We start from the raw sequence: 21736 nt of genomic DNA, 5'->3' as shown, positions 1-21736 counted from the left end.
TCCCGAATTAAGCCGCTTTGGCGGCGTTCTTTTTCATTTCGGCAGTCAGTTCGGACATGCCGGCCTGGGCCCAGGCGCGGTACTCATCACGGACTTCGTTGGCCAGCGACATGTTGGTGCGGACTTCTTCCATCATGCGCTCGCTGGCTTCCTTGGCCAGATCGACCTGGGCCTTTACGAACTCATTATACCCTTTGGCCTCACTGGCGATCTTCATCTGGCGCACGCTTTGCTCCATCATGAGGTTCAGGGCCTCAAGCTGGCGGGCCGCCATCTTCTCCCAGATCTTCAGATTAAGGTCGCCCAGGCTGTTCAGGCGCTCGGCGCCCTTGGTGCCTAACTCGTTCATGGCGGCCAGGTTGTCTTTATTGGTCATGAGCTATCTCCTAAGGTTTCAGTTTCTTTTGTGCAATGCAGCATTGCTGCGGTGCACAATAATAATTCGGGGAACGGGTGTCAACTACTTTTTTGGTCCCGGCGGCCGGGCGAGCCAAGCCCGACCCCCGTCACCCCGGCCCTTCAGGGATTCTTGTCCGTATCGGACCGCTTTTTATAGCCCGAGGCGCGCAGAAAATCATTCTGGAGGTCCGACCACATATCGATGTTGCGCTGCGCCAGGCGGGTCATGGCGTCAAAGGGGTTTTCGCCCCAGGTCTCGCGTAGCTGATTTTGCTGCTTGACAAAGAAATCCAGGGATTTCTCCATGTAGCGCGACAGCATGCCCTGGAGGGTACCCCCGTAGAAACGGATGATCTGGGCCAGCATGGGGGCGGTGAAGAGGGGCTCCCCACCACTCTCCTCCTCCAGCATGATCTGGAGCAGGATGGCGCGGGTGATGTCATCGTCATTGTTGGTATCCAGCACCCGGAAGCCGACGCCTTGCATGACCAGGGCCCGGACATCGGCTAGGGTGACATAGCGGCTAATCTTGGTGTCATAGAGGCGGCGATTGGGGTATTTCTTGATGATGCGTTCGCTGGGCATGGGGGACGACTCCGAAGCGGGTGCGGGGTGAGCGAAGGGGGACTCAGGAGAGACTAGCGCCGGAGACGGTGGTGCCGGGAGTGACGATCACGATATTTTTTCTCATCAGGAAGGTCCTCTCGTTAATATGGCAGCCGGAACTGGCCTTGCCGCCATCGATGCCCGATGACCTATTCTAAGCTGCTTTTGTTGCAGCGCACAATTATCCGTGATAGTTTTTCACCACACACCAAAAAGGAGAACCCCCCATGACCGACGACTGGCTGAGCCTTCAGCAAAAATACTGGGAACAGTGGACCGACATGAGCCGCAGGGCGATGGGCGCCCAAGTCCCCCAAGCCAACCCCTGGGAAGGCGCCCTGGATCACTGGTGGAAGGCCTTTGCGCCGGCCGCGCCGGATATGTCCCGCACCTTCATGGAGCGGATGATGGACCAGGGCAAGATGTTTTTCCGCATGGCGGACACCTTTGCCCGCCCTATGCCCCAGTTCGGCGGCGGCGCCACGGATTCCTGGTCGCACATGACCAAGGCCCTCAACGACATGCAGAAGGCCTTCTCCGGCGGCCAGGAGCAGGGGGATCAGGCCCTACACAAGATGATGGCCTTCTGGGAACTGCCCTACGACAACTGGCAGCGCATGGCCTCCTCCATGAGCCCCATGCCTGGCGACCTGTTGCGCAACATGCCCCATGCCGGGGGTAGCACCGTTGACAAGGTCCTCTCCGCCCCCGGTCTGGGTTATACCCGCGAGGAGCAGTCTCAATATCAGGATTTGATGCGCCGCAGCGTGGCCTATCAGAAGGCCCTGCAACAATACATGTCGATTTTCTCGGAGATGGGCGTCAAGTCGGTCAACCGGATGCGCGAGGTCCTGGAGCAGATGCAGGCCTCGGGTAAGGTCATCGATTCGGCCCGCGGCCTTTATGACACCTGGGTCGGTTGCTGCGAGGACGTTTACGCCAAGGAGGTCCAGAGCCCCGACTATGCCCGCATCCATGGCGAGCTAGTCAACTCCCAGATGGCCCTGAAGCAACGCATGTCCGTGATGGTTGACGAGACCCTGGGTGGCATGAACATGCCGACCCGCGGCGAACTGCGCACCCTGCAGGACCGTGTTCAGCAGAGCCGCCGCGAGAATAAGATTCTGCGCAAGGAGCTGCATGCCCTGCAAGTGCAGGTCGCCGCCCTGACCGGCGCGGGGACCGCCGCGGTGCCCGCGGTCGCCAATAGCACCGTGCCCGAAAAGCGGCCCGTGATCCGCAAGAAGCCCGTCCTGTCCACGCCTGCGGAATAATGAGCCCCGAGGAGACTAAAAAATGATGCTGCCTATTGACATCCGTCCCGACAAACTCTCCGAGGAGATGCTCGACTTCAGCCGCAAGCTGGGCAAGGGCATGGAGAACCTACTGAACGCCGATAAGATCGACACCGGCGTCAGCCCCCGCGATCCCGTTTACCGGGAAGACAAACTGGTGCTCTACCGCTACCGCGCTCACGAGGGCGTCAAGCGCAACCCGGTGCCCCTGCTGATCGTCTATGCCCTGGTCAATCGCCCCTACATGGCGGACATTCAGGAGGACAGGTCCACCATCAAGGGCCTGCTGGCCACGGGTCAGGACGTCTATCTCATCGATTGGGGCTACCCGGATCATGCCGACCGCTCCCTGACCATCGACGACTATCTCAACAATTACCTCGACAACTGCGTCGATTACATTCGCGAGACCCATGGCCTGGACACCATCAACCTCCTCGGCATCTGCCAGGGTGGAGCCTTCAGCCTCTGCTACAGCGCCATGCACCCGGAGAAGGTCCGCAACCTGGTGGTCATGGTCACCCCGGTGGACTTCAAGACCCCGGATAACCTGCTGTCGGCCTGGGTCCAGGACATCGACGTTGACCTGGCCGTTGATACCATGGGCAATCTCCCCGGCGAGCTCCTCAACTGGTCCTTCCTGTCCTTGAAGCCCTTTAGCCTGACCGGCCAGAAGTATGTCAACATGGTCGATGTCCTGGACGACCCGGACAAGATCAAGAATTTTCTGCGCATGGAAAAATGGATCTTTGACAGCCCGGACCAGGCGGGGGAGACCTTCCGCCAGTTCGCCAAGGACTTCTTCCAGCAGAACAAGCTCCTCAACGGCGGCCTGCAAATTGGCGACCATGAGGTCGCCCTGGCCAACATCGCCTGCCCGGTGTTGAACATCTATGCGCTGCAGGACCATCTGGTGCCGCCCGATGCCTCCCGCGCCCTGGCTGGCCGGACCAGCAGCAAGGACTACACAGAACTGGCCTTCCCCGGCGGCCACATCGGCATCTATGTCAGCGGCAAGGCCCAGAAGGAAGTCACGCCCGCCATCGGCAGTTGGCTGAACGAGCGCTCCTGAACCCCGTCTGATCTAGATCGCAATCTGGATCGGATGGCCTAGCAAGGCCCCGGCCTCCCTCATCAAGATGGAGACTGGGGCCTTCTGCTTTTTGGGGGATGGGAGATTTTTGGGGGGGTGATCCGAGCTAGAGGGCAGCCCCCAGGGCGGCGAGGAAGGCGGCGTTTTCCTCGGGGGTCCCCACGGTGACGCGCAGGCAGTCGGCGAGCAGGGGGTGGGCGCCATTGAGGTTCTTGATCAGGATGCCCCGGGCCTTGAGGGCCCGAAACAGGGCGTCGGCGCGGCCCGGGGTCACCCGCGCCAGAATAAAGTTGGCCTGGCTGGGATAGGGGTGGACCCTCGGTAAGGCGGCCAGGGCTTCGAAAAGGCGCTGGCGCTCCTTGCGGATGAGCTGGGTCTGTTCGTCGAAGCGGGCCTTGTGGCCGAGGACAAAGGCGGCGCTGACCTGGGTGAGCACATTGATGTTATAGGGTAACCGGGTCTTGTCGATCTGATCCAACCAGGCCGGGGGCCCTGCCAGCAGGCCCAGCCGTAGCCCCGCCAGCCCCATCTTGGAGACGGTGCGCATGACCAGGAGATTGGGCCAGTTCCCCAGGCGCGCCATGAAGCTGGCGTCGGTGAAGGGGGCATAGGCCTCGTCCACCACCACCAGGCCCGGCGCGGCGGCGATGATCTCGCCCAGGGCCTCGGCATCGAAGAGGTTGCCCGTGGGGTTGTTGGGATAGGCCAGAAAGGTCAGGACGGGCCGCTCCCGGGCCAGGGCCGCCAGCACCGCCTCCTTGTCCAGCGCAAAGTCATCCGCCCGCAGGGGCACGCCCACATATTCCATCCCCGCGAAGCGGGCGATCAGGCGGAACATGACGAAACCCGGCTCCACCGACAGCACCTTGCGGCCGGGTTGGGCCAGGGTCAGGCACAGCATCTGGATGATCTCGTCCGAGCCGTTGCCGAGCAGGATCGCCATGTCCGGCGGTATCTTCAGGGCCGCGCGCAGGGCCTCCCGCAGGCGGGTGCCCTGGGGGTCCGGGTAGCGGTTGACGTCCACGACCGCCAGTTGCTCCAGCCATTCCCGACGCAGGCCCTCCGGCAGGCCATAGGGGTTCTCCATGGCATCCAGCTTGATGAGCCCGGCGGCGTCGGGGACGTGATAGGCGGTTAGGGCCAGAATTTCGGGGCGGACCAGCCGCTCGATCAGATGCTGCATCGGCTTGCGCTCCGGCCCTAGGACCTGGGACCCTGGCCACGATACTCCGCCGACCGGGCGTGGGCGGTCAGTCCCTCGCCTCGGGCCAGCACCGAGGCCGTATGCGCCAGGGTGGCGGCACCGGTGGCGGAGGCCATGATGAGGCTGGAGCGTTTCTGGAAGTCATAGACCCCCAGGGGCGAGGAGAAGCGGGCGGTGCGGGAGGTAGGGAGGACATGGTTGGGCCCGGCGCAGTAGTCCCCCAGTGCCTCGGCGGTGTGGCGGCCCATGAAGATGGCGCCCGCGTGACGGATGCGGCTGATCAGAATCTCGGGATCGGCGACGGAGAGCTCCAGGTGCTCGGGGGCGATCTGGTTGGCGACGGCCACGGCCTCGTCCAGGTCCCGCGCCAGGATGAGGGCACCGCGGGCGCGCAGGGCGGCGGCGATGATGTCGCGCCGTTCCATGTTCGGTAGCAGTTGGTCGATGGCCGCCGCCACCTGATCGAGAAAGTGCGAGTCCCAGGCAATGAGGATCGACTGGGCATCCTCGTCGTGCTCGGCCTGGGAGAAGAGGTCCATGGCGATCCATTCCGGGGCCGTGCCGCCATCGCAGAGAATGAGGATCTCCGAGGGTCCGGCCACCATGTCGATGCCGACCTGGCCGAAGACGGCCCGCTTTGCGGTGGCGACATAGATGTTGCCCGGGCCCACGATCTTGTCAACCGCCGGCACGGACTCGGTGCCATAGGCCAGGGCGGCCACCGCCTGGGCACCACCAATGGCGAAGACCCGATCCACGCCCGCGACGTGGGCTGCCGCCAGGACCAGTTCGTTGAGCTCGCCGGCGGGGGTGGGGACCACCATGATGAGCTCCGGCACCCCGGCCACCTTGGCGGGGATGGCATTCATCAGCACCGAGGAGGGATAGGCCGCCTTACCACCGGGAACATAGAGCCCGACCCGGTCCAGGTGCGTGACCTTCTGGCCCAGGAGGGTGCCATCGTCCTCGATATAACTCCAGCCGGTCATGGCCTGGTAGTCGGCATAGGCGCGGATGCGCTCGGCGGCCAGACGCAGGGCGACCTGCTGGTCGGCCGGGATGGTATGCCAGGCCTGTTCCAGGCGGGCCTGGGGGATCTCCAGATCCGCGCCGGTCGCGGGCTCCCACCGGTCGAAACGGCGGGTGTATTCCAGTAGGGCCGCGTCGCCGCGCGCGCGCAGGTCCTGAATGATGACATCCACCGTCCCCCGGACTTGGGCATCGGAGACGGACTCCCAGGCGAGCAGGGCTTGGAGCCGGTCGGAAAAGTCCCCATCGGCGGTGGAGAATCGGCGAATATCGGCCATGGGCCTAACCTCTAAGCATGTTGGATAGCCTGGGCCTGGGTCACCGCCTCGCGCAGGGCGCCCAGCAGGGCCATGACGGCGGCGTGTTTCATCTTCCAAGCGGCCTTGTTGACCACGAGACGGGAGCTGATGGGGGCAATGTGCTCCAGGGGGACCAAGCCGTTGGCCTTGAGGGTATTACCGCTCTCCACCAGATCGACGATCAGGTCCGCCAGCCCCACCAGGGGGGCCAGCTCCATGGAGCCATAGAGCTTGATCACCTCCACCTGCTGACCCTTGGCGGCGAAGTGGCGTTCGGCGCACTTGACGTATTTGGTGGCGATCCGCAGCCGTCCGCCTCCGGAGGTAAGCGCCGCCTCGGGAATCCCCGCCACCATCAGGCGGCAGCGGGCGATACGCAGATCCAGGGGTTCGTAAAGGCCGTCGCCGCCATGTTCCAGTAGGACGTCCTTGCCGGCCACCCCCACGTCGGCGGCACCATACTGGACATAGGTCGGGACGTCGCTGGCCCGGATGATGACCAGCTTCACCTGGGCCTGGTTGGTATCCAGGATCAGCTTGCGGCTGGTCTCGGGGTCATCCAGGGGCTGGATGCCGGCGTGGGCCAGAAGGGGCAGGGTCTCCTTAAAGATCCGGCCCTTGGAGAGGGCGATGGTGAGGGAGGCGTCGAAGGCCATGTTCAGGGCTCCGCGATCAGTGGACGCGCCGGATGCTCGCGCCCAGACCCGACAGCTTCTCCTCGATATTGTCATAGCCGCGGTCGAGGTGGTAGATGCGGTCGATGAGGGTCTCGCCCTCGGCTACGAGCCCGGCCAGGACCAGTCCGGCGGAGGCGCGCAGGTCGGTGGCCATGACGGGGGCACCGGTCAGGCGGGGGACCCCGCGGCAGATGGCGATATGACCCTCCAGGGCGATGTCGGCCCCCATGCGCTGCAGTTCGGGGATGTGCATGAAGCGATTCTCGAAGACGTTCTCGCTAATGGTGGCGACACCCTCGGCGATGCTGTTCAGGGCGCAGAACTGGGCCTGCATATCGGTGGGAAAGGCCGGGTGAGGGGCCGTGTGGATATTGACGGAGCGCGGGCGGCGCCCCCCCATGTCGAGGCTGATCCAATCCGGGCCCGTCTCGATCTCGGCCCCGGCCTCGCGCAGCTTGCCGAGGACGGCGTCGAGCAGATCCGGGCGCATGTCCCGTAACACCACCCGGCCACCGGTCATGGCCGCCGCCACCAGGAAGGTGCCCGCCTCGATGCGATCCGGCAGGATGCGGTGACTGGCGCCCACCAGGCGGTCCACGCCCTGGATGTGGATGTGATCGGTACCGGCGCCCTCGATGCGCGCCCCCATGCCGATCAGAAAATCCGCCAGGTCCTCAACCTCGGGCTCCCGGGCGGCATTCTCGATCAGGGTCTCGCCCTGGGCCAGGGCCGCCGCCATCATGAGGTTTTCGGTGCCGGTGACCGTGACCAGTTCCAGGATCAGGTGGGCGCCATGCAACCGCTTGGCCCGGGCCCGGATGTAGCCCTGCTCGACACTGATGTCGGCACCCATGGCCCGCAGGCCGTCAATATGCAGATTGACCGGCCGGGCGCCAATGGCACAGCCGCCCGGCAGGGAGACATCGGCCTGGCCGAAGCGGGCCAGGAGGGGCCCCAGCACCAGGATGGAGGCGCGCATGGTCCGCACCAGCTCGTAGGGTGCCGAAAACTGCTTGACGTGGTTAGCGTCGGACTGGACGGCCATGCGCTCGCCCAGGGTGAAGGCCACCCCCATGCGGCCCAGCAATTCCAAGGTCGTGGTGATGTCGCGTAGGTGGGGCACGTTGGAAAGGTGCACCTGGCCCTCGGCCAGCAGGGTACCGGCCAGGATCGGCAGGGCGGCATTCTTGGCGCCGGCGATGCGAACCTCGCCGTCGAGCCGTTCGCCGCCCCGAATAAGGAGTTTATCCATCAAAAATAGCGAACACGAAAAAGGTTAGTGGAACTGGCCAGGGTGCCGGCGGTGGTCAGGGGAATAGCGGCGGGACCTGGGCAACGGGTCCGGGGGTGGTCTCCGCGCGGCCCAGCCGCCAGGCCCCGGGATGAAGACCCGCCAGCCTGTCAAAGATCCGCCAGCGGCAAAAGGGGACCGAGATTGGCGAGATCCGCGAGGTTGGCCAGGGACTCAGGGAGATTATACAGACGCAGGGGGCGACCGCGACGGCCCGCGAGGTCAATCCATTCCAGCAGCAGGGCGAGCCCGGCACTGTTGGCCTCGTGCACCTCCACCAGGTCCAGCTCCAGGGGGCCCTCCCCAGCCAGCATCCTTTGCCCATCCGGCAGCAAGCCAGGGACGGTCTGGAAATCCAGGACGCCCACCAAGGCGTAACGGACAACGCCCTCGGATTGGCCCCGCGACTGAAGCCGGGCCTGACTCACACCTCGCCCTTCTTGTTCATCTGGCCGAGGCGGCGGATGAGGCCATCGATGCCATCGCGGCGGATCTCGGTGTTGAAGCTGCCGCGATAGTTGGCGATGAGGCTGACATTGTCGATGACCAGGTCATAGACCAGCCATTGGCCATTCTTTTCGTACATGCGGTAATCGACGGGGACCACGGGGCCACCACGCTCGCGCACCTCCGTGGGCACGGTGACCGTGGCCTCGCGCTGCCCCGGCTTGACGGGCAGGTAGCGGATATCCTGGCCTGAATAATTCAGCAGGGCCTTGGCATAGGTGCGGATCAGCACCTCGCGGAAACCGTTGGCCAGGGCCTTGCGCTGTTCGGGGGAGGCATCTTTCCAATGCTGACCCACGGCCGACTGGGTGATCTTCTCGAAATCGAAATGGGGGACGACGATCTGGTCAACCAGACCGAAGATCAGGCTGGGGTCCCGCTCCACATCCGCCCGGCGCTTTTCCAGGGTGGAGAGCATCCTCTGGCTCACGTCCTGGACCAGCTTGGTCGCCGCGTCGGGCTGGGATGCCCAAGCCCCCTCGGCCAGGATACCCAGCCCCAGGAGGAGCGATACCGCTAACAATACAAAACGCCTCATAAGCTTAACCTTCTTCTGCCTTCTTAAAGAGAAACTGCCCGATCATCTGTTCCAGGACCAGGGCCGATTGGGTTTGCGTCAGGCTGCCGCCGTCGGCGAGATGGTCCTCGCTCCCGCCGGGGGCGAGGCCGATATATTGCTCCCCGAGCAGGCCGGACGTGAAGATGCTGGCGATAGTGTCATCGGGAATGGTGTCGTAACGCGGGTCGATGCGCAGGGTCACCACCGCCTCGTACCGGTCCTTGTCGAAATCGATGGCCTCCACCCGCCCGACCCGCACCCCGGCCATGGCCACGGGGGCGCGGACCTTGAGACTGCCGACATTCTCGAAGCGGGCACTGAGACGGTAGCCCTGACCACCGACGTCGGCGCTCAGGTTACTCACCTTCATGGCCAAAAAGAAGAGGGCGATGAAGCCAGCCGCCATGAAGGCGCCCACCAGAATCTCGATTATGCGCAAACGGGACAAGGGTTAATCTCCAAACATCAGGGCGGTCAGAACGAAATCCAGACAGAGCACGGCCAGGGCGGAATGCACCACGGTGCGAGTGGTCGCCCGGCTGACTCCCTCGGAGGTAGGGATGCTGTCGTGGCCCTCGAAGAGGGCGATCCAGGTCACCACCCAACCGAAGACCAGGCTCTTGATGACGCCGTTGACGATATCCTCGCGCCAGTCGATCTTACTCTGCATCTGGCTCCAGAAGGCGCCGTCATCCACGCCGAGCAGGCCCACGCCCACGAAATAGCCGCCGATAATACCAACGGCGCTGAACATCGCCGCCAACATGGGCATGGCCAGGAGGCCGCCAAAAAACCGCGGGGTCAGGATACGCTTGATGGGATCGACCGCCATCATTTCCAAGCCGGACAACTGTTCGGTAGCCTTCATGAGGCCGATCTCGGCGGTCAGGGCGGAGCCGGCGCGACCCGCGACCAAGAGGGCCGTGACCACCGGCCCCAATTCCCGGACCAGCGAGGCCGCGACCATGACCCCCAGGCTCTCCGACGCCCCAAACTGGGACAGGACATAGTGGCCCTGCAGGCTCAGCACCATACCCACGAAGAGCCCCGACACCACGATAATCAAGACCGAGAGGACGCCGACATTGTGAATCTGGGCCAACAGCAGGCGCGGCCGCGCCAGCAGGCTGGGCAGCCCGCTCAGGATAGCCAGGAGCAGCAGATGGCCGCGGCCCAGGCGGGCCAGGGCATGCAGACCCAGGTGGCCGAGACGGGCAAGGGCATCCAACATGATGTTAGTTGGCCCCCAACAGGTCCGTCGCCAGGGCGGGTGCCGGATAATGGAAATGGACAGGCCCATCCGGCAGCCCCTCCATGAATTGGGTCACCCACTCGGAGGACGAGGCCCGAATCTCCGCGGGCGTTCCCCGCGCCATCACCTTGCCCCCGGCGATGACATAGAGGTAGTCGGCGATGCTGGTGGTATCCGCCACGTCATGGGAGACGACAATGCTGGTCAGGCGGCTGGCATCGTTGAGCTGCCGGATCAATTTGACCAGCACCCCCATGGAGATGGGGTCCTGTCCCGTAAAGGGTTCGTCGTACATAATCATCATGGGGTCCAGGGCGATAGCCCGCGCCAGGGCCACGCGTCGGGCCATGCCGCCGGAGAGTTCGTTGGGCTTCAGGTCCCGGGCGCCCCGCAGACCCACGGCTTCCAGCTTGATCAGGACCAGCTTGCGGATCATGGATTCCGGTAACCGGGTATGTTCGCGCAGAGGATAGGCGACGTTGCCAAAGACCGTGAGGTCCGTCAAGAGGGCCCCGCTCTGGAACAGCATCCCCATGCGGGTCCGCAGGCGGAAAAGATCACCCTTGGACAGGGCATGGACATCCTCGCCATCCACCTCGATCTTGCCGGCATGGGGGCGCAGTTGACCCCCGATGAGCTTGAGCAGGGTGGTCTTACCCGTGCCGCTCGGCCCCATGACCGCCGTCACCTTGCCCCGGGGTATGTCCAGGTCCACGCCATCAAAGATACGCCGGCCGCCATGGGCAAAGGCCAGGCCACGAATGCGCACAAGAATATCATCGCCAGGCTCTTCCAGCCGGCGATCCACGGATGCCATGACCCCGGTCTCGCCGGATATGCGAGGGCTACTCAATCCCATGTGCCCGATTCCCGCCGCCGAAAGGCTGTACCAAAGGCTCAAATTGTCCCCTTACCTCTAGCAAGCGTCAAGCCAAACCGGCGGCGGCGCCTTCGGCTGGGTCCCGACGGGGGAATGCAAATCCGCATCGCCCTTGCGTGCCCGTGACGCCTCTGAAACAATCACCGGGTCATGGTCACCGCCGAGCCCCTACCCTTGATCAATCCCGACCGCGCCCAAAAGATGCGCGCCCTGGGCCAGGCGGTCCTTGAGACCGAGGCCAACGCCGTGCTGGCCCTGGTGGAGCGCCTTGACGAGGGCTTCGCGCGCGCCGGCCACCTGATGCTCCGCTGCCGGGGCCGCATCGTCGTCCTGGGTATGGGCAAGTCCGGGCACATCGCCGGCAAGATCGCCGCCACCCTGGCCAGCACCGGCAGCCCGGCCTTCTTCGTCCACCCGGGAGAGGCCAGCCATGGCGACCTGGGGATGATCACCCCCGACGACCTGGTCCTGGCCCTGTCCAATTCTGGCGAGACCGAGGAAATCCTCCTGATCCTGCCGCTGATCAAGCGCCTGGGAGTCCCCCTCGTCAGCTTGACCGGGAACCCCCGTTCGACCCTGGCGCAGGGCGCCGATGTGAACATCGACGTCAGCGTGGCCGAGGAGGCCTGCCCCCTGGGCCTTGCCCCCACCGCCAGCACGACGGCGGCCCTGGCCATGGGCGACGCCCTGGCGGTGGCCCTGCTGGAGAGCCGGGGCTTTACCCGGGACGACTTTGCCCGCTCCCACCCGGCGGGCACCCTGGGGCGACGCCTGCTGCTGCACGTCGACGACATCATGCACCGGGACCAGGCCATCCCCCGCGTGCCCCTGGGCACCCTGCTGAAGGAGACCCTGATGGAGATGACGCGCAAGGGGCTGGGCATGAGCGCCATCGTCGATGGGGAAGGTCGTATCGCCGGCATCTATACGGATGGCGATCTGCGGCGGACCCTGGATGGGGCCCTCGATCTGCACGCCACTCCGGTCGATGCCGTCATGACCCGCCAGCCCGTGACGGTAAGGGTCGGGATTCTCGCCGCCGAGGCCCTGCGGGTCATGGAGGAGCGCAAGATCAACGCCCTGCTGGTGGTGGACGAGGCGGGACAACTGGCCGGGGCCCTGAACATGCACGACCTGCTGCGAGCGGGCGTGGTCTAACATTTGCCAGCGGGGATTCACCATCATGCGAGACATCCTTGAGCGCGCCAGTCGTATCAAACTCGCCATTTTCGACGTGGACGGGGTACTTACCGACGGCAGCCTCTTTATCGGCGACGATGGTCAGGAGTACAAGGCCTTCAACTCCCGCGACGGTCACGGCATGGTCATGCTGCGTCAAACCGGGGTCACCCTGGCCATCATCACCGGCCGCTCCTCGGAGGTGGTACGCATCCGCATGGCGAGCCTGGGCATCAACCACCTCTATCAAGGCATCCTGGACAAGCTGGCCGCTTACGAGGAACTGAAACTGAACCTGGGCCTGACGGACGAGGCTATTGCCTATGTGGGTGATGACGTGGTGGACCTACCCGTCCTGCGCCGCGCCGGTCTGGCGGTCACCGTCGCCGACGCCCATCCCCTGGTTCAGCGCCACGCCCACTGGCAGACCCGCTCTCCCGGTGGCCGGGGCGCGGCCCGGGACCTCTGCGAACTCATCATGGAGGCCCAGGGTACCCTGGAGGCCATGATGGCGCGCTACCTGTGAGATCCCCCCTCGACACGGCCAGCATGGGCATTAGCCGTCAGCGCCTGCTGCCAATCCTGCTTGCCCTGCTGGCCATCACCGCCTGGTGGCTGGGAAGGATGCGCGATGCCCCCCCTCGGGTGGAGGATGGGAGCCAAGGCCAGCCGGATCACACCATCAATGGACTGAGAGCCACCACCCTGGACGAAAATGGCCGGCCCCACCGGCGGCTGGTCGCCCGCGAGGCGCGGCATTACCCGGATAACGCGGGCAGCGAACTGGATGAGCCGCGTCTGACCCTGTTCCCGAAGACCGGACCGCCCTGGCTGCTCAAGTCGGAGCGCGGCTGGGTTTCCGAGAAGGCCGAGGAGGTGCGGCTCCACGGCAGAGTGTTTCTGGACCGCGAGGCCAGCCCGGACAACCCGCCCCTCCAGGTCGAAACCCGGGAGCTGTTCGTCTGGCCCAACGAGGAATATGGCCGTACCGACCAACCCCTGCGCGCCGTCAGCGGCGCGGACTGGCTGAACAGCCCCCGCGGCGGCGAGGCCTGGTTCGGCGAGACCCTACGCGCCCGCCTCTTCGGCCGCGTGAGCCTGGAATACCGCCCCAAGCCCGCGCAAGACCCGCCTCCCGACCCGGACCCGGCCGATCAAGTGATCGAGGAGATGCCATGATCCAGGGACTTTATGCCCCAATTCCCAGACCCGCGGGCGGATGGCCAAGGCTGCCCCTGCCCGGGCTCATCCTCGGGTCCTGCCTCTTGTCCTCGACCCCAGCCTGGGCCCTGGAAACCGACCAACAGCAACCCCTGTACCTGGAGGCCGACAACGCCGAGATGGACGAGGGCAAACGCCTGAGTCTCTATTCGGGCAAGGTTATCGTGCGACAGGGCAGCCTGGAGATCCGCGCCGATCAGGTCACCATTCACCATGCCGAGGACAAACGTCCGCAGTTAGTGGTCGCCATCGGCAAACCCGCGACCTATAAGCAGGCGGTCGAGGGCGAGGAAAAGCCGGTCCAGGCCGAGGCCCTGCGCATGGAATACCAGGCCGACAAGGACGAGATCACCCTCATCGACCAGGCTATCGTCTTTCAGGGCACGGATACCTTCCGCAGCGACCGCATCCTTTACGATCGCACCAACGCTAGGGTCAAGGCCGGCGCCAGCGCCAAGGGCAAGGAGCGGGTAAAAATTCATATCACGCCGCCCCCCAAACAATGACCACCCTGCGCGCCCGCGACCTCATCAAGAACTATCGCCACCGTCATGTGGTGAGGGGGGTCAGCGTCGACGTGGATGCGGGCGAGGTGGTGGGCCTCCTGGGTCCCAACGGCGCCGGGAAGACCACCTGTTTTTACATGATCGTCGGCCTGGTCGCCGCCGATCAGGGCGAAATCTGGCTGGAAGACCAGGATATCAGTGGCAAACCCATGCATGTGCGGGCGCGACGGGGACTGAGCTATCTGGCCCAGGAGGCCTCGGTCTTTCGCAAACTCAGCGCCCAGGACAATCTCCTGGCGGTACTGGAGACGCGCAAGGACCTGGATCGCAATCACCGCCAGAGCCGTTGCCTTGACCTGCTGGAGGAACTGGGTATCGCCCATGTCGCCGATTCCCTAGCCATGAGCCTCTCCGGCGGAGAGCGGCGGCGCCTGGAGATTGCCCGGGCTCTGGCGGTGGAGCCCAAGGTCATGCTACTGGATGAACCCTTCGCCGGCGTCGATCCCATTGCCGTGGGGGACATCAAGAAGATTGTCGCCCACCTGCGCGACCGCGGTATTGGCGTCCTCATCACGGACCACAATGTCCGCGAGACCCTCGACATCTGCGACCGTGCCTACATCATCAACGAGGGTCAGGTGATTGCGGAGGGCGCCCCCCAAGCCCTGCTGGAGGATGCCCAGGTCCGGTCCGTCTATCTGGGCGAGCATTTCCGGCTGTGATCAGGCCCTGGTCCGCCACCACCGACAGACAGGGGGCCACGAGGCTGAAGAGCCCCAAAGCGCTTGATGGGTTGGGCAATCATGTGCCGGCTTAGTCGTCCGCCCGCTTTTCAGCTACACTTTACCCTGTGCTTTTGCTATTCAAATCTCATACCAGGTCTGATTTTAATTTCTCATGAAGCAATCGATCCAGCTTCGGCTCGGTCAGCACCTGACCATGACGCCGCAGTTGCAGCAGGCCATCCGCCTGTTGCAACTCTCGAGCCTGGAAATCCGCGAGGAGATCCAGGAGGCGCTGGACTCGAACCTCATGCTGGAAAACGCCGAGGAGGCCGAACGCCTGGCCGAGGACACCCGCGAGCGCCCTATCCAGGATCCAGGCCATGAAGGTGCCCCGATTGACCAGGAACAGACCGTCAGCGAGGCGCGGCTGGATCGGGAATTCACCCCGGATGACACCGCCATCCCCAACGACTTGCCCGTTGACAGCGAGTGGACCGACCACTTCGATGGCCATGTCTCCGGTAGCGGCGGCGAGGAAGGCGACTTTGACCTCTTCGCCCAACAGAGCCGCGCCGAGACCCTTCAGGACTTTTTGCACTGGCAGCTTAACCTGATCCGTCTCAATGACACCGAGATGGCCATCGCCACCACCCTCGTCGATGCCATCGCCCCCGACGGCTACCTCGGCCAAAGCTGCGAGGAATTACTGGAGGTCCTGGGAGACGAAAAGCTGACCCTGGTGGAGATCGAGACGGTTCTGCATCGCATCCAGGCCCTGGACCCCCCGGGCGTTGGTGCCCGTGACCTGGCCGAATGCCTGCTGATCCAGTTGCGCCAGCGCCCGGACCCCTCCCCCGCCACCCGCGATGCCATGGCCATCTGCGAACACTGTTTCCTCGCCCTGTCGCGCAACGACCTGGACCGGATTCAGCGTCAGCTCGGTTTAACACCCGAGGCGATCGCCGCCGCCATCCTCGAGATCCGCGGCCTGCAGCCCCGCCCTGGCAACCTGATCGCCGAAAGCAAGCCTGATTATGTGATACCGGACGTCTTTGTGCGCAAGAAGGACGGGGGCTGGGTGGTGGAACTGAACCCCGAGTGCACGCCCCGGCTGCGGATCAACGCCGATTACGCTAAGCTTATCCGCCGCGCCGATCAGAGCGATACCAATACCTTTTTGCGCAACCATCTCCAGGATGCGCGCTGGTTCATCAAGAGCCTGCTCAGCCGCAACGATACCGTGCTGAGGGTGGCGACCAAGATCGTGGAGATGCAGCGGGAATTTCTTGAACAGGGCGAGGAGGCCATGAAGGCCATGGTGCTGCGCGACGTGGCCGAGGCCCTGGAACTCCACGAATCCACCGTCTCCCGGGTGACCACCCAAAAGTACATGCATACCCCGCGCGGCACCTACGAATTCAAGTATTTCTTCTCCAGCCACGTCAATACCGCCGAGGGGGGGGAATGCTCCTCCGTCGCCATCCGCGCCCATATACGCAAGCTCGTAGCCACCGAATCGCCATCCAAGCCACTGAGCGACCAAAGGATTGCGGCGATTCTTGTTGACCAGGGCATCAATGTGGCGCGCCGCACGGTCGCAAAATATCGCGAGAACCTGGGCATCGCGGCCTCGAACGAGCGCCGCCGGCTAGGATGAGTAACCAGTATCGTCACGCCACTGGTCCGGCCAGTGGCGCGGCGGCCCCGGGAAGGGCCGCCATTCGCCACCCGCAAAGGTGGCAAGGGCGAGGGATCGCAAGCGTTGGCCGGCCCAGGATGCGGGTCTTTGGCCATTCCTTCGGACACCCAGGAGTCACGCTATGCAAATAAACTTGACGGGTCATCATGTCGAAATCACCGAGGCCATGCGCAACTATGTCGAGAGCCGTTTTGAACGACTTTCGCGGCATTTCGACCATGTGCTGGATGCCCACGTCGTCCTCGCCGTCGAAAAGCTGCGGCACAGCGCCGAGGCCACCATTCAGATCAATGGGGGCAATATCCATGCCGAGGCCACTGAGGAAGACATGTACGCAGCCATCGACGCCTTGAGCGACAAGCTTGATCGTCAGATCCTCAAGCATAAGGAGAAAAAGAGCGAACACCGCGCGCCCATCCCCAAGGTCACAGAAAGCGAGTAAGGGACGCAAGGCCGTGCCATAATCCGCGCCGGCGCCGCCCCACCCTGGGGTGAGCGGCGCCGGCCGCAAGACGCCTAATCCATCATCAAGCTTCATCGGGAGCCGCCTTCGATGTTTCCTCCCCAGTTCCTCACCGTCGAGCGTATCGCCGGCGGCGTGGAAATAACTAGCAAAAAGCGCCTGCTGGAGGTCCTCGCCGGACTGCTATCCTCCGCCCAGCCCCCTTTAAACACCGACACCATCCTTGAGCGGTTGCTGGAGCGCGAGCGCCTGGGCAGCACCGGCCTGGGCCATGGCGTCGCCTTGCCCCACGCCCGCATCAAGGAAGCGGGCGAGGCCATCGGTGCCTTCGTGCAGGTCCGTCAACCCATAGACTTCGACGCCATCGATGAACAGCCGGTGGACCTGGCCTTCGCCATGCTCGTCCCCGAGGCCGCCACCGAGGTCCATCTCCAACTCCTGGCCCAACTGGCGGGACTGTTCGGGGAGGAGGAATTCCGGGAGCGGTTGCGCCAGACCGATGAACCGGCCGCCCTCCTCGCCCTGCTCCTGGGTGGGGCCAACCTGTCACCAGACGGATGACTAAGCTGCGCACTCTCAACGACCTGGTCGAGCGTATGGGTCCGCGCCTCCAACTGAGTTGGTTGACGGCGCCACCCCACCCGCCCGTCCCGCTGCTCGGCGGGGAAGGTTCTCTCGGTCGTCAATCCCTGGTCGGCCCGCTCAACGGTATCCATCCCAATCGGCTCCAGGTCATCGGCCTGGCCGAACAGCGCTATTTCGAGGACATGGGCGAGGATTCTCGCCGGGATGCGCTGAACCGGCAACTTACCAGTCAACCCGCGGCCATCATTCTCTCCCACGGCATTGAGCCCGATCATCACCTGCTGGCAGCTACGAAACGCCTGGGCATCCCGCTACTGGCCTCGCCCCTGCCGGACGAGGAGATCATTGGCTATCTGCACTACTACCTCACCCTCAAACTGGCCCCCCGCGTCGTTATCCATGGCGTCTTCATGGAGGTGTTGGGTACCGGGGTCCTGTTGATCGGCGATCCCGCGGTCGGCAAGAGTGAGTTGGCGCTGGAACTGATCAACCGTGGACATCGGTTGATCGCCGACGACGCCCCCGAATTCGCCAACCTGGCCCCGGAGATGCTGGAGGGCTTCTGTCCGCCCCTGCTCCGCGACTTCCTGGAGGTGCGCGGACTCGGCATCCTCAATATTCGCGCCATGTTTGGCGAAAGCGCCGTCCGCCAGCGTAAGCGGCTCAACCTCATCGTCAACCTGCGCACCCTGGACGCCGCCGGTCTCCTCGGCATCGACCGCCTGGGCGGATCCAAGACCATGCGGACCATCCTCGGCGTGAGCGTTCCCGAGGTCACCATGCCCGTCGCCCCGGGTCGCAATCTGGCGATCCTGGTGGAGGCGGCGGTGCGCAGCCAGGTGCAGCGCAGCCGGGGCTATGACGCGGGCATCGATTTCACCGAACGCCAGTTGCGTGCCCTGCAAGGCCATGCACCTGATGGAGACCCCGAGTGGGTGTAAGGCTCATCATCGTCAGCGGCCTCTCGGGCTCGGGCAAGAGTGTTGCCCTCCACACCCTGGAGGATCTCGGCTTCTACTGCATCGATAATCTGCCGCTTTTTCTGTTGCGTGAACTGGCTCACGGCCTGGAGGAGGCCGCCAGCCCGCAGATGACCCGCACCGCCGTCGGTATCGACGCCCGCAACCAGCCCGAACGGCTCGGCGAGGTCCCGGAACTGGTGGCCGACCTGCGGGGCCGCGGCGTCGAGTGTCACGTCATGTATCTGGAGGCAAGCCCCGAGTCCCTGATCAAGCGATTCAGCGAGACCCGGCGCAAACACCCCCTTACCGCCGAGAATCTTTCCCTGGCGGAGGCCATCAATCTCGAGCGGACCCTGCTGGCACCCATCCTGGACATAGCGGACCTGCGCATCGATACCACCCATACCAATGTTCACCAGTTGCGGGATCGGGTGCTGGGCCACTTCCAGGAATCGAGCCCGCGCCAGGTCTCGCTGCTGATTCAGACCTTCGGCTTCAAACAGGGCGTGCCCCGCGACGTGGATTTTGTCATCGATGTCCGCTGCCTGCCGAATCCTCACTGGCAGCCTCACCTCCGCCCCCAGACGGGCCGCGACCCCGAGGTCGCCCGCTTTCTGGAGGAATCGCCCGAGGTCGCGGAGATGGTCCAGGACCTCTCCTGCTTCTTCGAACGCTGGGTCCCGCGCTTCGAGGCCGATGGACGCAGCTACCTCACCATCGCCATCGGCTGCACGGGTGGCCAGCATCGCTCGGTCTATGTAGGAGAAAGACTGCGCGACCACTTCGCCGCCCTGGGTCGCAAGGTCATGCTCCGCCACCGGGAACTCTCATGAGCGTCGGACTCCTCCTCATCACCCACGGCGACATCGGCGCCAATCTGCTTTACACCGCCACGCGCATTCTGGGTGGCACCTGCCCCGTCGCGGCCCGCGCCTTGGCCGTCACCGACGAAACCCAGCGGGACGCCTTGCTGGCCGAGGCCCTGCGACTGGCCTTGGAGGTCGATAGCGGGGATGGCGTTCTGGTTCTCGCCGACCTTTACGGCTCCACGCCGGCCAACATTGCCTGCTCCCTGCAAGGCGGGCCGGGGGCCATCCAGATCGTCGCTGGCCTGAATCTGCCGATGCTGGTCCGGGCACTGAACTACCCCCGGCTGCCCCTGGCGGAACTCGCCCTGAAGGTGGAGGCCGGGGGGCGCGACGGCGTCCTGATCTGCGCCAGCCAGCAGTGCGCGGCCATGGGGGTTATGCCTTGATTATCAAGGAAGTGGAAATCGTCAACCGGCTGGGCCTGCATGCCCGGGCCTCCGCCAAATTCGTCACCTGCGCGGGCGCTTTCAGCAGCCTTATCCAGGTCGAGCGCGACGGCCGCAAGGTCAATGGCAAGAGCATCATGGGGGTCATGATGCTGGCCGCCGCCCAAGGGGCGCGCATCACGCTGCACATCCAGGGCGAGGACGAGGTCCCGGCCTGCGCCGCCCTGGAGTGCCTCATCGCCGATCGCTTCGGGGAGGGTGAATGACGGTCGTCCTGGTCGGGCTCGGCGTCTCCACCAGCCAGGCCGTCGCCCTGGGCCCGGTCTATCGGATGGAGCGCGGGTCCATGCCCGTTGCGCCCCGGGTCATCGAGCCCGGTGACGTGCACCTGGAAATCGCGCGCCTGGAGGATGCGCTGGCGGCCTCCCAGAGGGCACTCCAGGCGGTACGCCATCAGGTTTCACAGGCCTCGCCGCTCAGCCTGGCCGAGTTCATCGATTCGCACCTGCTGATTCTGGAAGACGCGGCCCTGGTGGAACCAGCCCGCGACCTCATCCGCAACCACCTCTTCTCGGCGGAATGGGCCTTGCGGCAGCATCGCGACGATCTGGCGCGTATCTTCGAAGAAATGGACGACCCCTACCTGCGCGGCCGCCGTGATGATATCGACCAAGTCATCCATCATATTCTGGACTTCCTTGTTGCCGGCGCCCCCGGCACCCCAGGGCTCCGCGACCCCGAGAGCGAGATTTCGGGCTGCGTCATCGTCGCCCATGGCATCTCCCCGGCGGATACCCTGCTGCTCCGCCATCGCGGCGCCGTGGCCCTGGTGACCGAGTTTGGCGGCCCCCTGTCCCACACCGCCATCCTGGCCCGCAGCCTCAACATCCCCGCGGTCATGGGGGTGCGCAACGCCACCCGCTACCTGCATCAAGGCGAGATCCTGGTGGTGGATGGCGAGGCGGGGACCGTCATCGCAGGCGCCGACTACCGCATCCTCAATCACTATCGCCAGCGCCTCATCGCCCTGAGCGCCCGGCGCAACCGGCTGCGGCGCCTGCTCCAGGATCCCTGCCAGACCCGGGACGGCCAGCCCATCGAACTCCTCGCCAACCTGGAACTCCCCGATGACGCTCAACTCGCCCGCGCTAACGGCGCCGTGGGCGTCGGCCTTTACCGCACCGAGTTCCTGTACATGAACCGCGAGGGGCAGCCCAACGAGGAGGAACACCTGGCCGCCTATCGCCAGGTTATCCAAGGCCTGGGCGGCATCCCCATCACCATTCGCACCCTGGACCTGGGGGCCGACAAACAGGTGGATGGCTCGGCCTCGGCCCATTGCGCCGCCGCCTGCAACCCGGCCCTGGGACTCCGCGCCATCCGCCTCTGCCTCAAGGATCTGGATCTCTTCCGGCCCCAGCTGCGCGCCATCCTGCGCGCCTCCGCGGAGGGCCCGGTGCGGCTCATGCTGCCCATGCTCACCAATCTGGGGGAGGTGGACCATACCCGTGCCCTCCTCGCCCAGGCACGTCGGGAGTTGACCCAGGAAGGCCTGCCGTTCGACCCTAAGATGCCTGTCGGGGGCATGATCGAGATCCCCGCCGCCGCCCTCTGCGCCGACGCCTTCGCCAACCGGCTGGACTTCCTCTCCATCGGCACCAACGACCTGATCCAGTACACCCTGGCTACTGATCGCATCGACGATACGGTCAACTACCTCTACGACCCCCTGCACCCGGCGGTCCTGCGCCTGATCCGGATGGTGATCGCGGCGGGCCGCCGCCAGGCGACCCCGGTAGCCATGTGCGGCGAGATGGCCGGCGACCGCCGCTTTACCCGCCTGCTCCTAGGCCTGGGTCTGCGTCAATTCAGCATGCAGCCGGGTTCTCTGCTGGAGATCAAGGAAATTATTCTCGAGGCCGATACCGCCCGACTCGAAGAGGCCGTCGCCGACCTGTATGGCCGTCTGGACAACGAACCAGCGGAGGATCTGCTGGATGCCCTCAATCGCGGCGACTAGCCGCAACCGGGAGGCACGGGACAGGGGGCG

26 protein-coding genes are annotated in these 21736 nt (G+C 64.7%); 15 read left to right on the top strand and 11 right to left on the bottom strand.

The window, feature by feature from the left end; translation table 11 throughout:
• Window positions 1-7 precede the first annotated feature (7 nt).
• Complete coding sequence (locus IPN92_12740; GenBank protein ID MBK8639088.1) at window positions 8-376, bottom strand: phasin family protein; 369 nt, start codon at window positions 374-376, stop codon at window positions 8-10.
• 143 nt (window positions 377-519) lie between these two features.
• Window positions 520-984: a polyhydroxyalkanoate synthesis repressor PhaR gene (phaR, locus tag IPN92_12735; GenBank protein ID MBK8639087.1), complete on the bottom strand. Its 465-nt coding sequence runs from the start codon at window positions 982-984 to the stop codon at window positions 520-522.
• 248 nt (window positions 985-1232) lie between these two features.
• Between phaR and phaE the strand changes: the two genes are divergently transcribed.
• Window positions 1233-2279 (top strand): class III poly(R)-hydroxyalkanoic acid synthase subunit PhaE, encoded by a 1047-nt coding sequence (phaE, locus tag IPN92_12730; protein MBK8639086.1) that lies wholly within the window; start codon window positions 1233-1235, stop codon window positions 2277-2279.
• A gap of 25 nt (window positions 2280-2304) precedes the next feature.
• Window positions 2305-3372 carry a class III poly(R)-hydroxyalkanoic acid synthase subunit PhaC gene (locus IPN92_12725; GenBank protein MBK8639085.1) on the top strand — a complete coding sequence of 356 codons (1068 nt, stop codon included), beginning with the start codon at window positions 2305-2307 and terminating at the stop codon, window positions 3370-3372.
• A 127-nt stretch (window positions 3373-3499) separates the two neighbouring features.
• On the opposite strand, the gene IPN92_12720 is transcribed toward IPN92_12725, so the two are convergent.
• The 9 genes from IPN92_12720 to IPN92_12680 form a co-directional block, all read right to left on the bottom strand.
• Window positions 3500-4576, bottom strand: a complete 1077-nt coding sequence (locus IPN92_12720; GenBank protein ID MBK8639084.1) for a histidinol-phosphate transaminase — start codon at window positions 4574-4576, stop codon at window positions 3500-3502.
• 17 nt (window positions 4577-4593) lie between these two features.
• Window positions 4594-5904 carry a histidinol dehydrogenase gene (gene hisD, locus IPN92_12715; protein ID MBK8639083.1) on the bottom strand — a complete coding sequence of 437 codons (1311 nt, stop codon included), beginning with the start codon at window positions 5902-5904 and terminating at the stop codon, window positions 4594-4596.
• An 11-nt stretch (window positions 5905-5915) separates the two neighbouring features.
• Window positions 5916-6581 carry an ATP phosphoribosyltransferase gene (locus IPN92_12710; GenBank protein ID MBK8639082.1) on the bottom strand — a complete coding sequence of 222 codons (666 nt, stop codon included), beginning with the start codon at window positions 6579-6581 and terminating at the stop codon, window positions 5916-5918.
• Between the two features lie 16 nt (window positions 6582-6597).
• Complete coding sequence (gene murA / locus IPN92_12705; protein ID MBK8639081.1) at window positions 6598-7854, bottom strand: UDP-N-acetylglucosamine 1-carboxyvinyltransferase; 1257 nt, start codon at window positions 7852-7854, stop codon at window positions 6598-6600.
• Window positions 7855-8003: 149 nt separating this feature from the next.
• Window positions 8004-8321, bottom strand: a complete 318-nt coding sequence (locus IPN92_12700; protein ID MBK8639080.1) for an STAS domain-containing protein — start codon at window positions 8319-8321, stop codon at window positions 8004-8006.
• The gene (locus IPN92_12695; protein ID MBK8639079.1) at window positions 8318-8938 is read right to left on the bottom strand and encodes an ABC transporter substrate-binding protein; all 621 of its coding nucleotides are present in this window, start codon (window positions 8936-8938) and stop codon (window positions 8318-8320) included. Before IPN92_12695 ends, IPN92_12700 begins: the two co-directional genes overlap by 4 nt.
• Before the next feature lie 4 nt (window positions 8939-8942).
• A complete protein-coding gene (gene mlaD / locus IPN92_12690; protein ID MBK8639078.1) occupies window positions 8943-9407 on the bottom strand; it encodes an outer membrane lipid asymmetry maintenance protein MlaD in 465 nt (154 codons plus the stop codon).
• Window positions 9408-9410: 3 nt separating this feature from the next.
• Window positions 9411-10190 (bottom strand): lipid asymmetry maintenance ABC transporter permease subunit MlaE, encoded by a 780-nt coding sequence (gene mlaE / locus IPN92_12685; protein MBK8639077.1) that lies wholly within the window; start codon window positions 10188-10190, stop codon window positions 9411-9413.
• Between the two features lie 4 nt (window positions 10191-10194).
• Window positions 10195-11028 (bottom strand): ATP-binding cassette domain-containing protein, encoded by an 834-nt coding sequence (locus IPN92_12680; protein ID MBK8639076.1) that lies wholly within the window; start codon window positions 11026-11028, stop codon window positions 10195-10197.
• A 264-nt stretch (window positions 11029-11292) separates the two neighbouring features.
• Between IPN92_12680 and IPN92_12675 the strand changes: the two genes are divergently transcribed.
• The 13 genes from IPN92_12675 to ptsP all read left to right on the top strand — a co-directional run bounded on the left by IPN92_12675 (window position 11293) and on the right by ptsP (window position 21706).
• Window positions 11293-12249, top strand: coding sequence for a KpsF/GutQ family sugar-phosphate isomerase (locus tag IPN92_12675; protein ID MBK8639075.1), 957 nt, complete (start codon window positions 11293-11295; stop codon window positions 12247-12249).
• Between the two features lie 25 nt (window positions 12250-12274).
• On the top strand, window positions 12275-12796 hold the full coding sequence (gene kdsC, locus IPN92_12670; protein MBK8639074.1) for a 3-deoxy-manno-octulosonate-8-phosphatase KdsC: 522 nt from the start codon (window positions 12275-12277) through the stop codon (window positions 12794-12796).
• A complete protein-coding gene (gene lptC / locus IPN92_12665) occupies window positions 12793-13449 on the top strand; it encodes an LPS export ABC transporter periplasmic protein LptC (protein MBK8639073.1) in 657 nt (218 codons plus the stop codon). The genes kdsC and lptC overlap by 4 nt, the downstream gene beginning before the upstream one ends.
• A complete protein-coding gene (lptA, locus tag IPN92_12660) occupies window positions 13446-13997 on the top strand; it encodes a lipopolysaccharide transport periplasmic protein LptA (GenBank protein MBK8639072.1) in 552 nt (183 codons plus the stop codon). Before lptC ends, lptA begins: the two co-directional genes overlap by 4 nt.
• Window positions 13994-14719 carry an LPS export ABC transporter ATP-binding protein gene (lptB, locus tag IPN92_12655; protein MBK8639071.1) on the top strand — a complete coding sequence of 242 codons (726 nt, stop codon included), beginning with the start codon at window positions 13994-13996 and terminating at the stop codon, window positions 14717-14719. The genes lptA and lptB overlap by 4 nt, the downstream gene beginning before the upstream one ends.
• A 175-nt stretch (window positions 14720-14894) precedes the next feature.
• A complete protein-coding gene (locus tag IPN92_12650; GenBank protein ID MBK8639070.1) occupies window positions 14895-16379 on the top strand; it encodes an RNA polymerase factor sigma-54 in 1485 nt (494 codons plus the stop codon).
• 163 nt (window positions 16380-16542) lie between these two features.
• The gene (gene raiA, locus IPN92_12645) at window positions 16543-16863 is read left to right on the top strand and encodes a ribosome-associated translation inhibitor RaiA (protein ID MBK8639069.1); all 321 of its coding nucleotides are present in this window, start codon (window positions 16543-16545) and stop codon (window positions 16861-16863) included.
• 111 nt (window positions 16864-16974) lie between these two features.
• A complete protein-coding gene (locus tag IPN92_12640; protein MBK8639068.1) occupies window positions 16975-17445 on the top strand; it encodes a PTS sugar transporter subunit IIA in 471 nt (156 codons plus the stop codon).
• On the top strand, window positions 17442-18410 hold the full coding sequence (gene hprK, locus IPN92_12635; protein MBK8639067.1) for an HPr(Ser) kinase/phosphatase: 969 nt from the start codon (window positions 17442-17444) through the stop codon (window positions 18408-18410). Before IPN92_12640 ends, hprK begins: the two co-directional genes overlap by 4 nt.
• Complete coding sequence (rapZ, locus tag IPN92_12630) at window positions 18401-19264, top strand: RNase adapter RapZ (protein ID MBK8639066.1); 864 nt, start codon at window positions 18401-18403, stop codon at window positions 19262-19264. The genes hprK and rapZ overlap by 10 nt, the downstream gene beginning before the upstream one ends.
• On the top strand, window positions 19261-19686 hold the full coding sequence (locus IPN92_12625; protein MBK8639065.1) for a PTS fructose transporter subunit IIA: 426 nt from the start codon (window positions 19261-19263) through the stop codon (window positions 19684-19686). Before rapZ ends, IPN92_12625 begins: the two co-directional genes overlap by 4 nt.
• Entirely contained in the window at window positions 19683-19952 is a 270-nt protein-coding gene (locus tag IPN92_12620; protein ID MBK8639064.1) for an HPr family phosphocarrier protein, read from the top strand. The genes IPN92_12625 and IPN92_12620 overlap by 4 nt, the downstream gene beginning before the upstream one ends.
• Window positions 19949-21706, top strand: coding sequence for a phosphoenolpyruvate--protein phosphotransferase (gene ptsP / locus IPN92_12615; protein MBK8639063.1), 1758 nt, complete (start codon window positions 19949-19951; stop codon window positions 21704-21706). Before IPN92_12620 ends, ptsP begins: the two co-directional genes overlap by 4 nt.
• The last annotated feature ends 30 nt before the right edge of the window (window positions 21707-21736 follow it).

The organism is Chromatiaceae bacterium (assembly GCA_016714645.1).
Classification (GTDB): Bacteria; Pseudomonadota; Gammaproteobacteria; order Chromatiales; family Chromatiaceae; genus M0108.
The sequence above is the reverse complement of the archived record's forward strand: the minus strand, read 5'-3'. Positions and strand labels throughout refer to the sequence as shown.

Excerpts from the sequence above, each read along its gene's own strand:
- IPN92_12740 (MBK8639088.1), bottom strand. The coding sequence starts at position 376 with ATGACCAATAAAGACAACCTGGCCGCCATGAACGAGTTAGGCACCAAG.
- phaR (MBK8639087.1), bottom strand. The coding sequence starts at position 984 with ATGCCCAGCGAACGCATCATCAAGAAATACCCCAATCGCCGCCTCTAT.
- phaE (MBK8639086.1), top strand. The coding sequence starts at position 1,233 with ATGACCGACGACTGGCTGAGCCTTCAGCAAAAATACTGGGAACAGTGG.
- IPN92_12725 (MBK8639085.1), top strand. The coding sequence starts at position 2,305 with ATGCTGCCTATTGACATCCGTCCCGACAAACTCTCCGAGGAGATGCTC.
- IPN92_12720 (MBK8639084.1), bottom strand. The coding sequence starts at position 4,576 with ATGCAGCATCTGATCGAGCGGCTGGTCCGCCCCGAAATTCTGGCCCTA.
- hisD (MBK8639083.1), bottom strand. The coding sequence starts at position 5,904 with ATGGCCGATATTCGCCGATTCTCCACCGCCGATGGGGACTTTTCCGAC.
- IPN92_12710 (MBK8639082.1), bottom strand. The coding sequence starts at position 6,581 with ATGGCCTTCGACGCCTCCCTCACCATCGCCCTCTCCAAGGGCCGGATC.
- murA (MBK8639081.1), bottom strand. The coding sequence starts at position 7,854 with ATGGATAAACTCCTTATTCGGGGCGGCGAACGGCTCGACGGCGAGGTT.
- IPN92_12695 (MBK8639079.1), bottom strand. The coding sequence starts at position 8,938 with ATGAGGCGTTTTGTATTGTTAGCGGTATCGCTCCTCCTGGGGCTGGGT.
- mlaE (MBK8639077.1), bottom strand. The coding sequence starts at position 10,190 with ATGTTGGATGCCCTTGCCCGTCTCGGCCACCTGGGTCTGCATGCCCTG.
- IPN92_12680 (MBK8639076.1), bottom strand. The coding sequence starts at position 11,028 with ATGGCATCCGTGGATCGCCGGCTGGAAGAGCCTGGCGATGATATTCTT.
- IPN92_12675 (MBK8639075.1), top strand. The coding sequence starts at position 11,293 with ATGCGCGCCCTGGGCCAGGCGGTCCTTGAGACCGAGGCCAACGCCGTG.
- kdsC (MBK8639074.1), top strand. The coding sequence starts at position 12,275 with ATGCGAGACATCCTTGAGCGCGCCAGTCGTATCAAACTCGCCATTTTC.
- lptA (MBK8639072.1), top strand. The coding sequence starts at position 13,446 with ATGATCCAGGGACTTTATGCCCCAATTCCCAGACCCGCGGGCGGATGG.
- lptB (MBK8639071.1), top strand. The coding sequence starts at position 13,994 with ATGACCACCCTGCGCGCCCGCGACCTCATCAAGAACTATCGCCACCGT.
- IPN92_12650 (MBK8639070.1), top strand. The coding sequence starts at position 14,895 with ATGAAGCAATCGATCCAGCTTCGGCTCGGTCAGCACCTGACCATGACG.
- raiA (MBK8639069.1), top strand. The coding sequence starts at position 16,543 with ATGCAAATAAACTTGACGGGTCATCATGTCGAAATCACCGAGGCCATG.
- IPN92_12640 (MBK8639068.1), top strand. The coding sequence starts at position 16,975 with ATGTTTCCTCCCCAGTTCCTCACCGTCGAGCGTATCGCCGGCGGCGTG.
- hprK (MBK8639067.1), top strand. The coding sequence starts at position 17,442 with ATGACTAAGCTGCGCACTCTCAACGACCTGGTCGAGCGTATGGGTCCG.
- IPN92_12625 (MBK8639065.1), top strand. The coding sequence starts at position 19,261 with ATGAGCGTCGGACTCCTCCTCATCACCCACGGCGACATCGGCGCCAAT.
- ptsP (MBK8639063.1), top strand. The coding sequence starts at position 19,949 with ATGACGGTCGTCCTGGTCGGGCTCGGCGTCTCCACCAGCCAGGCCGTC.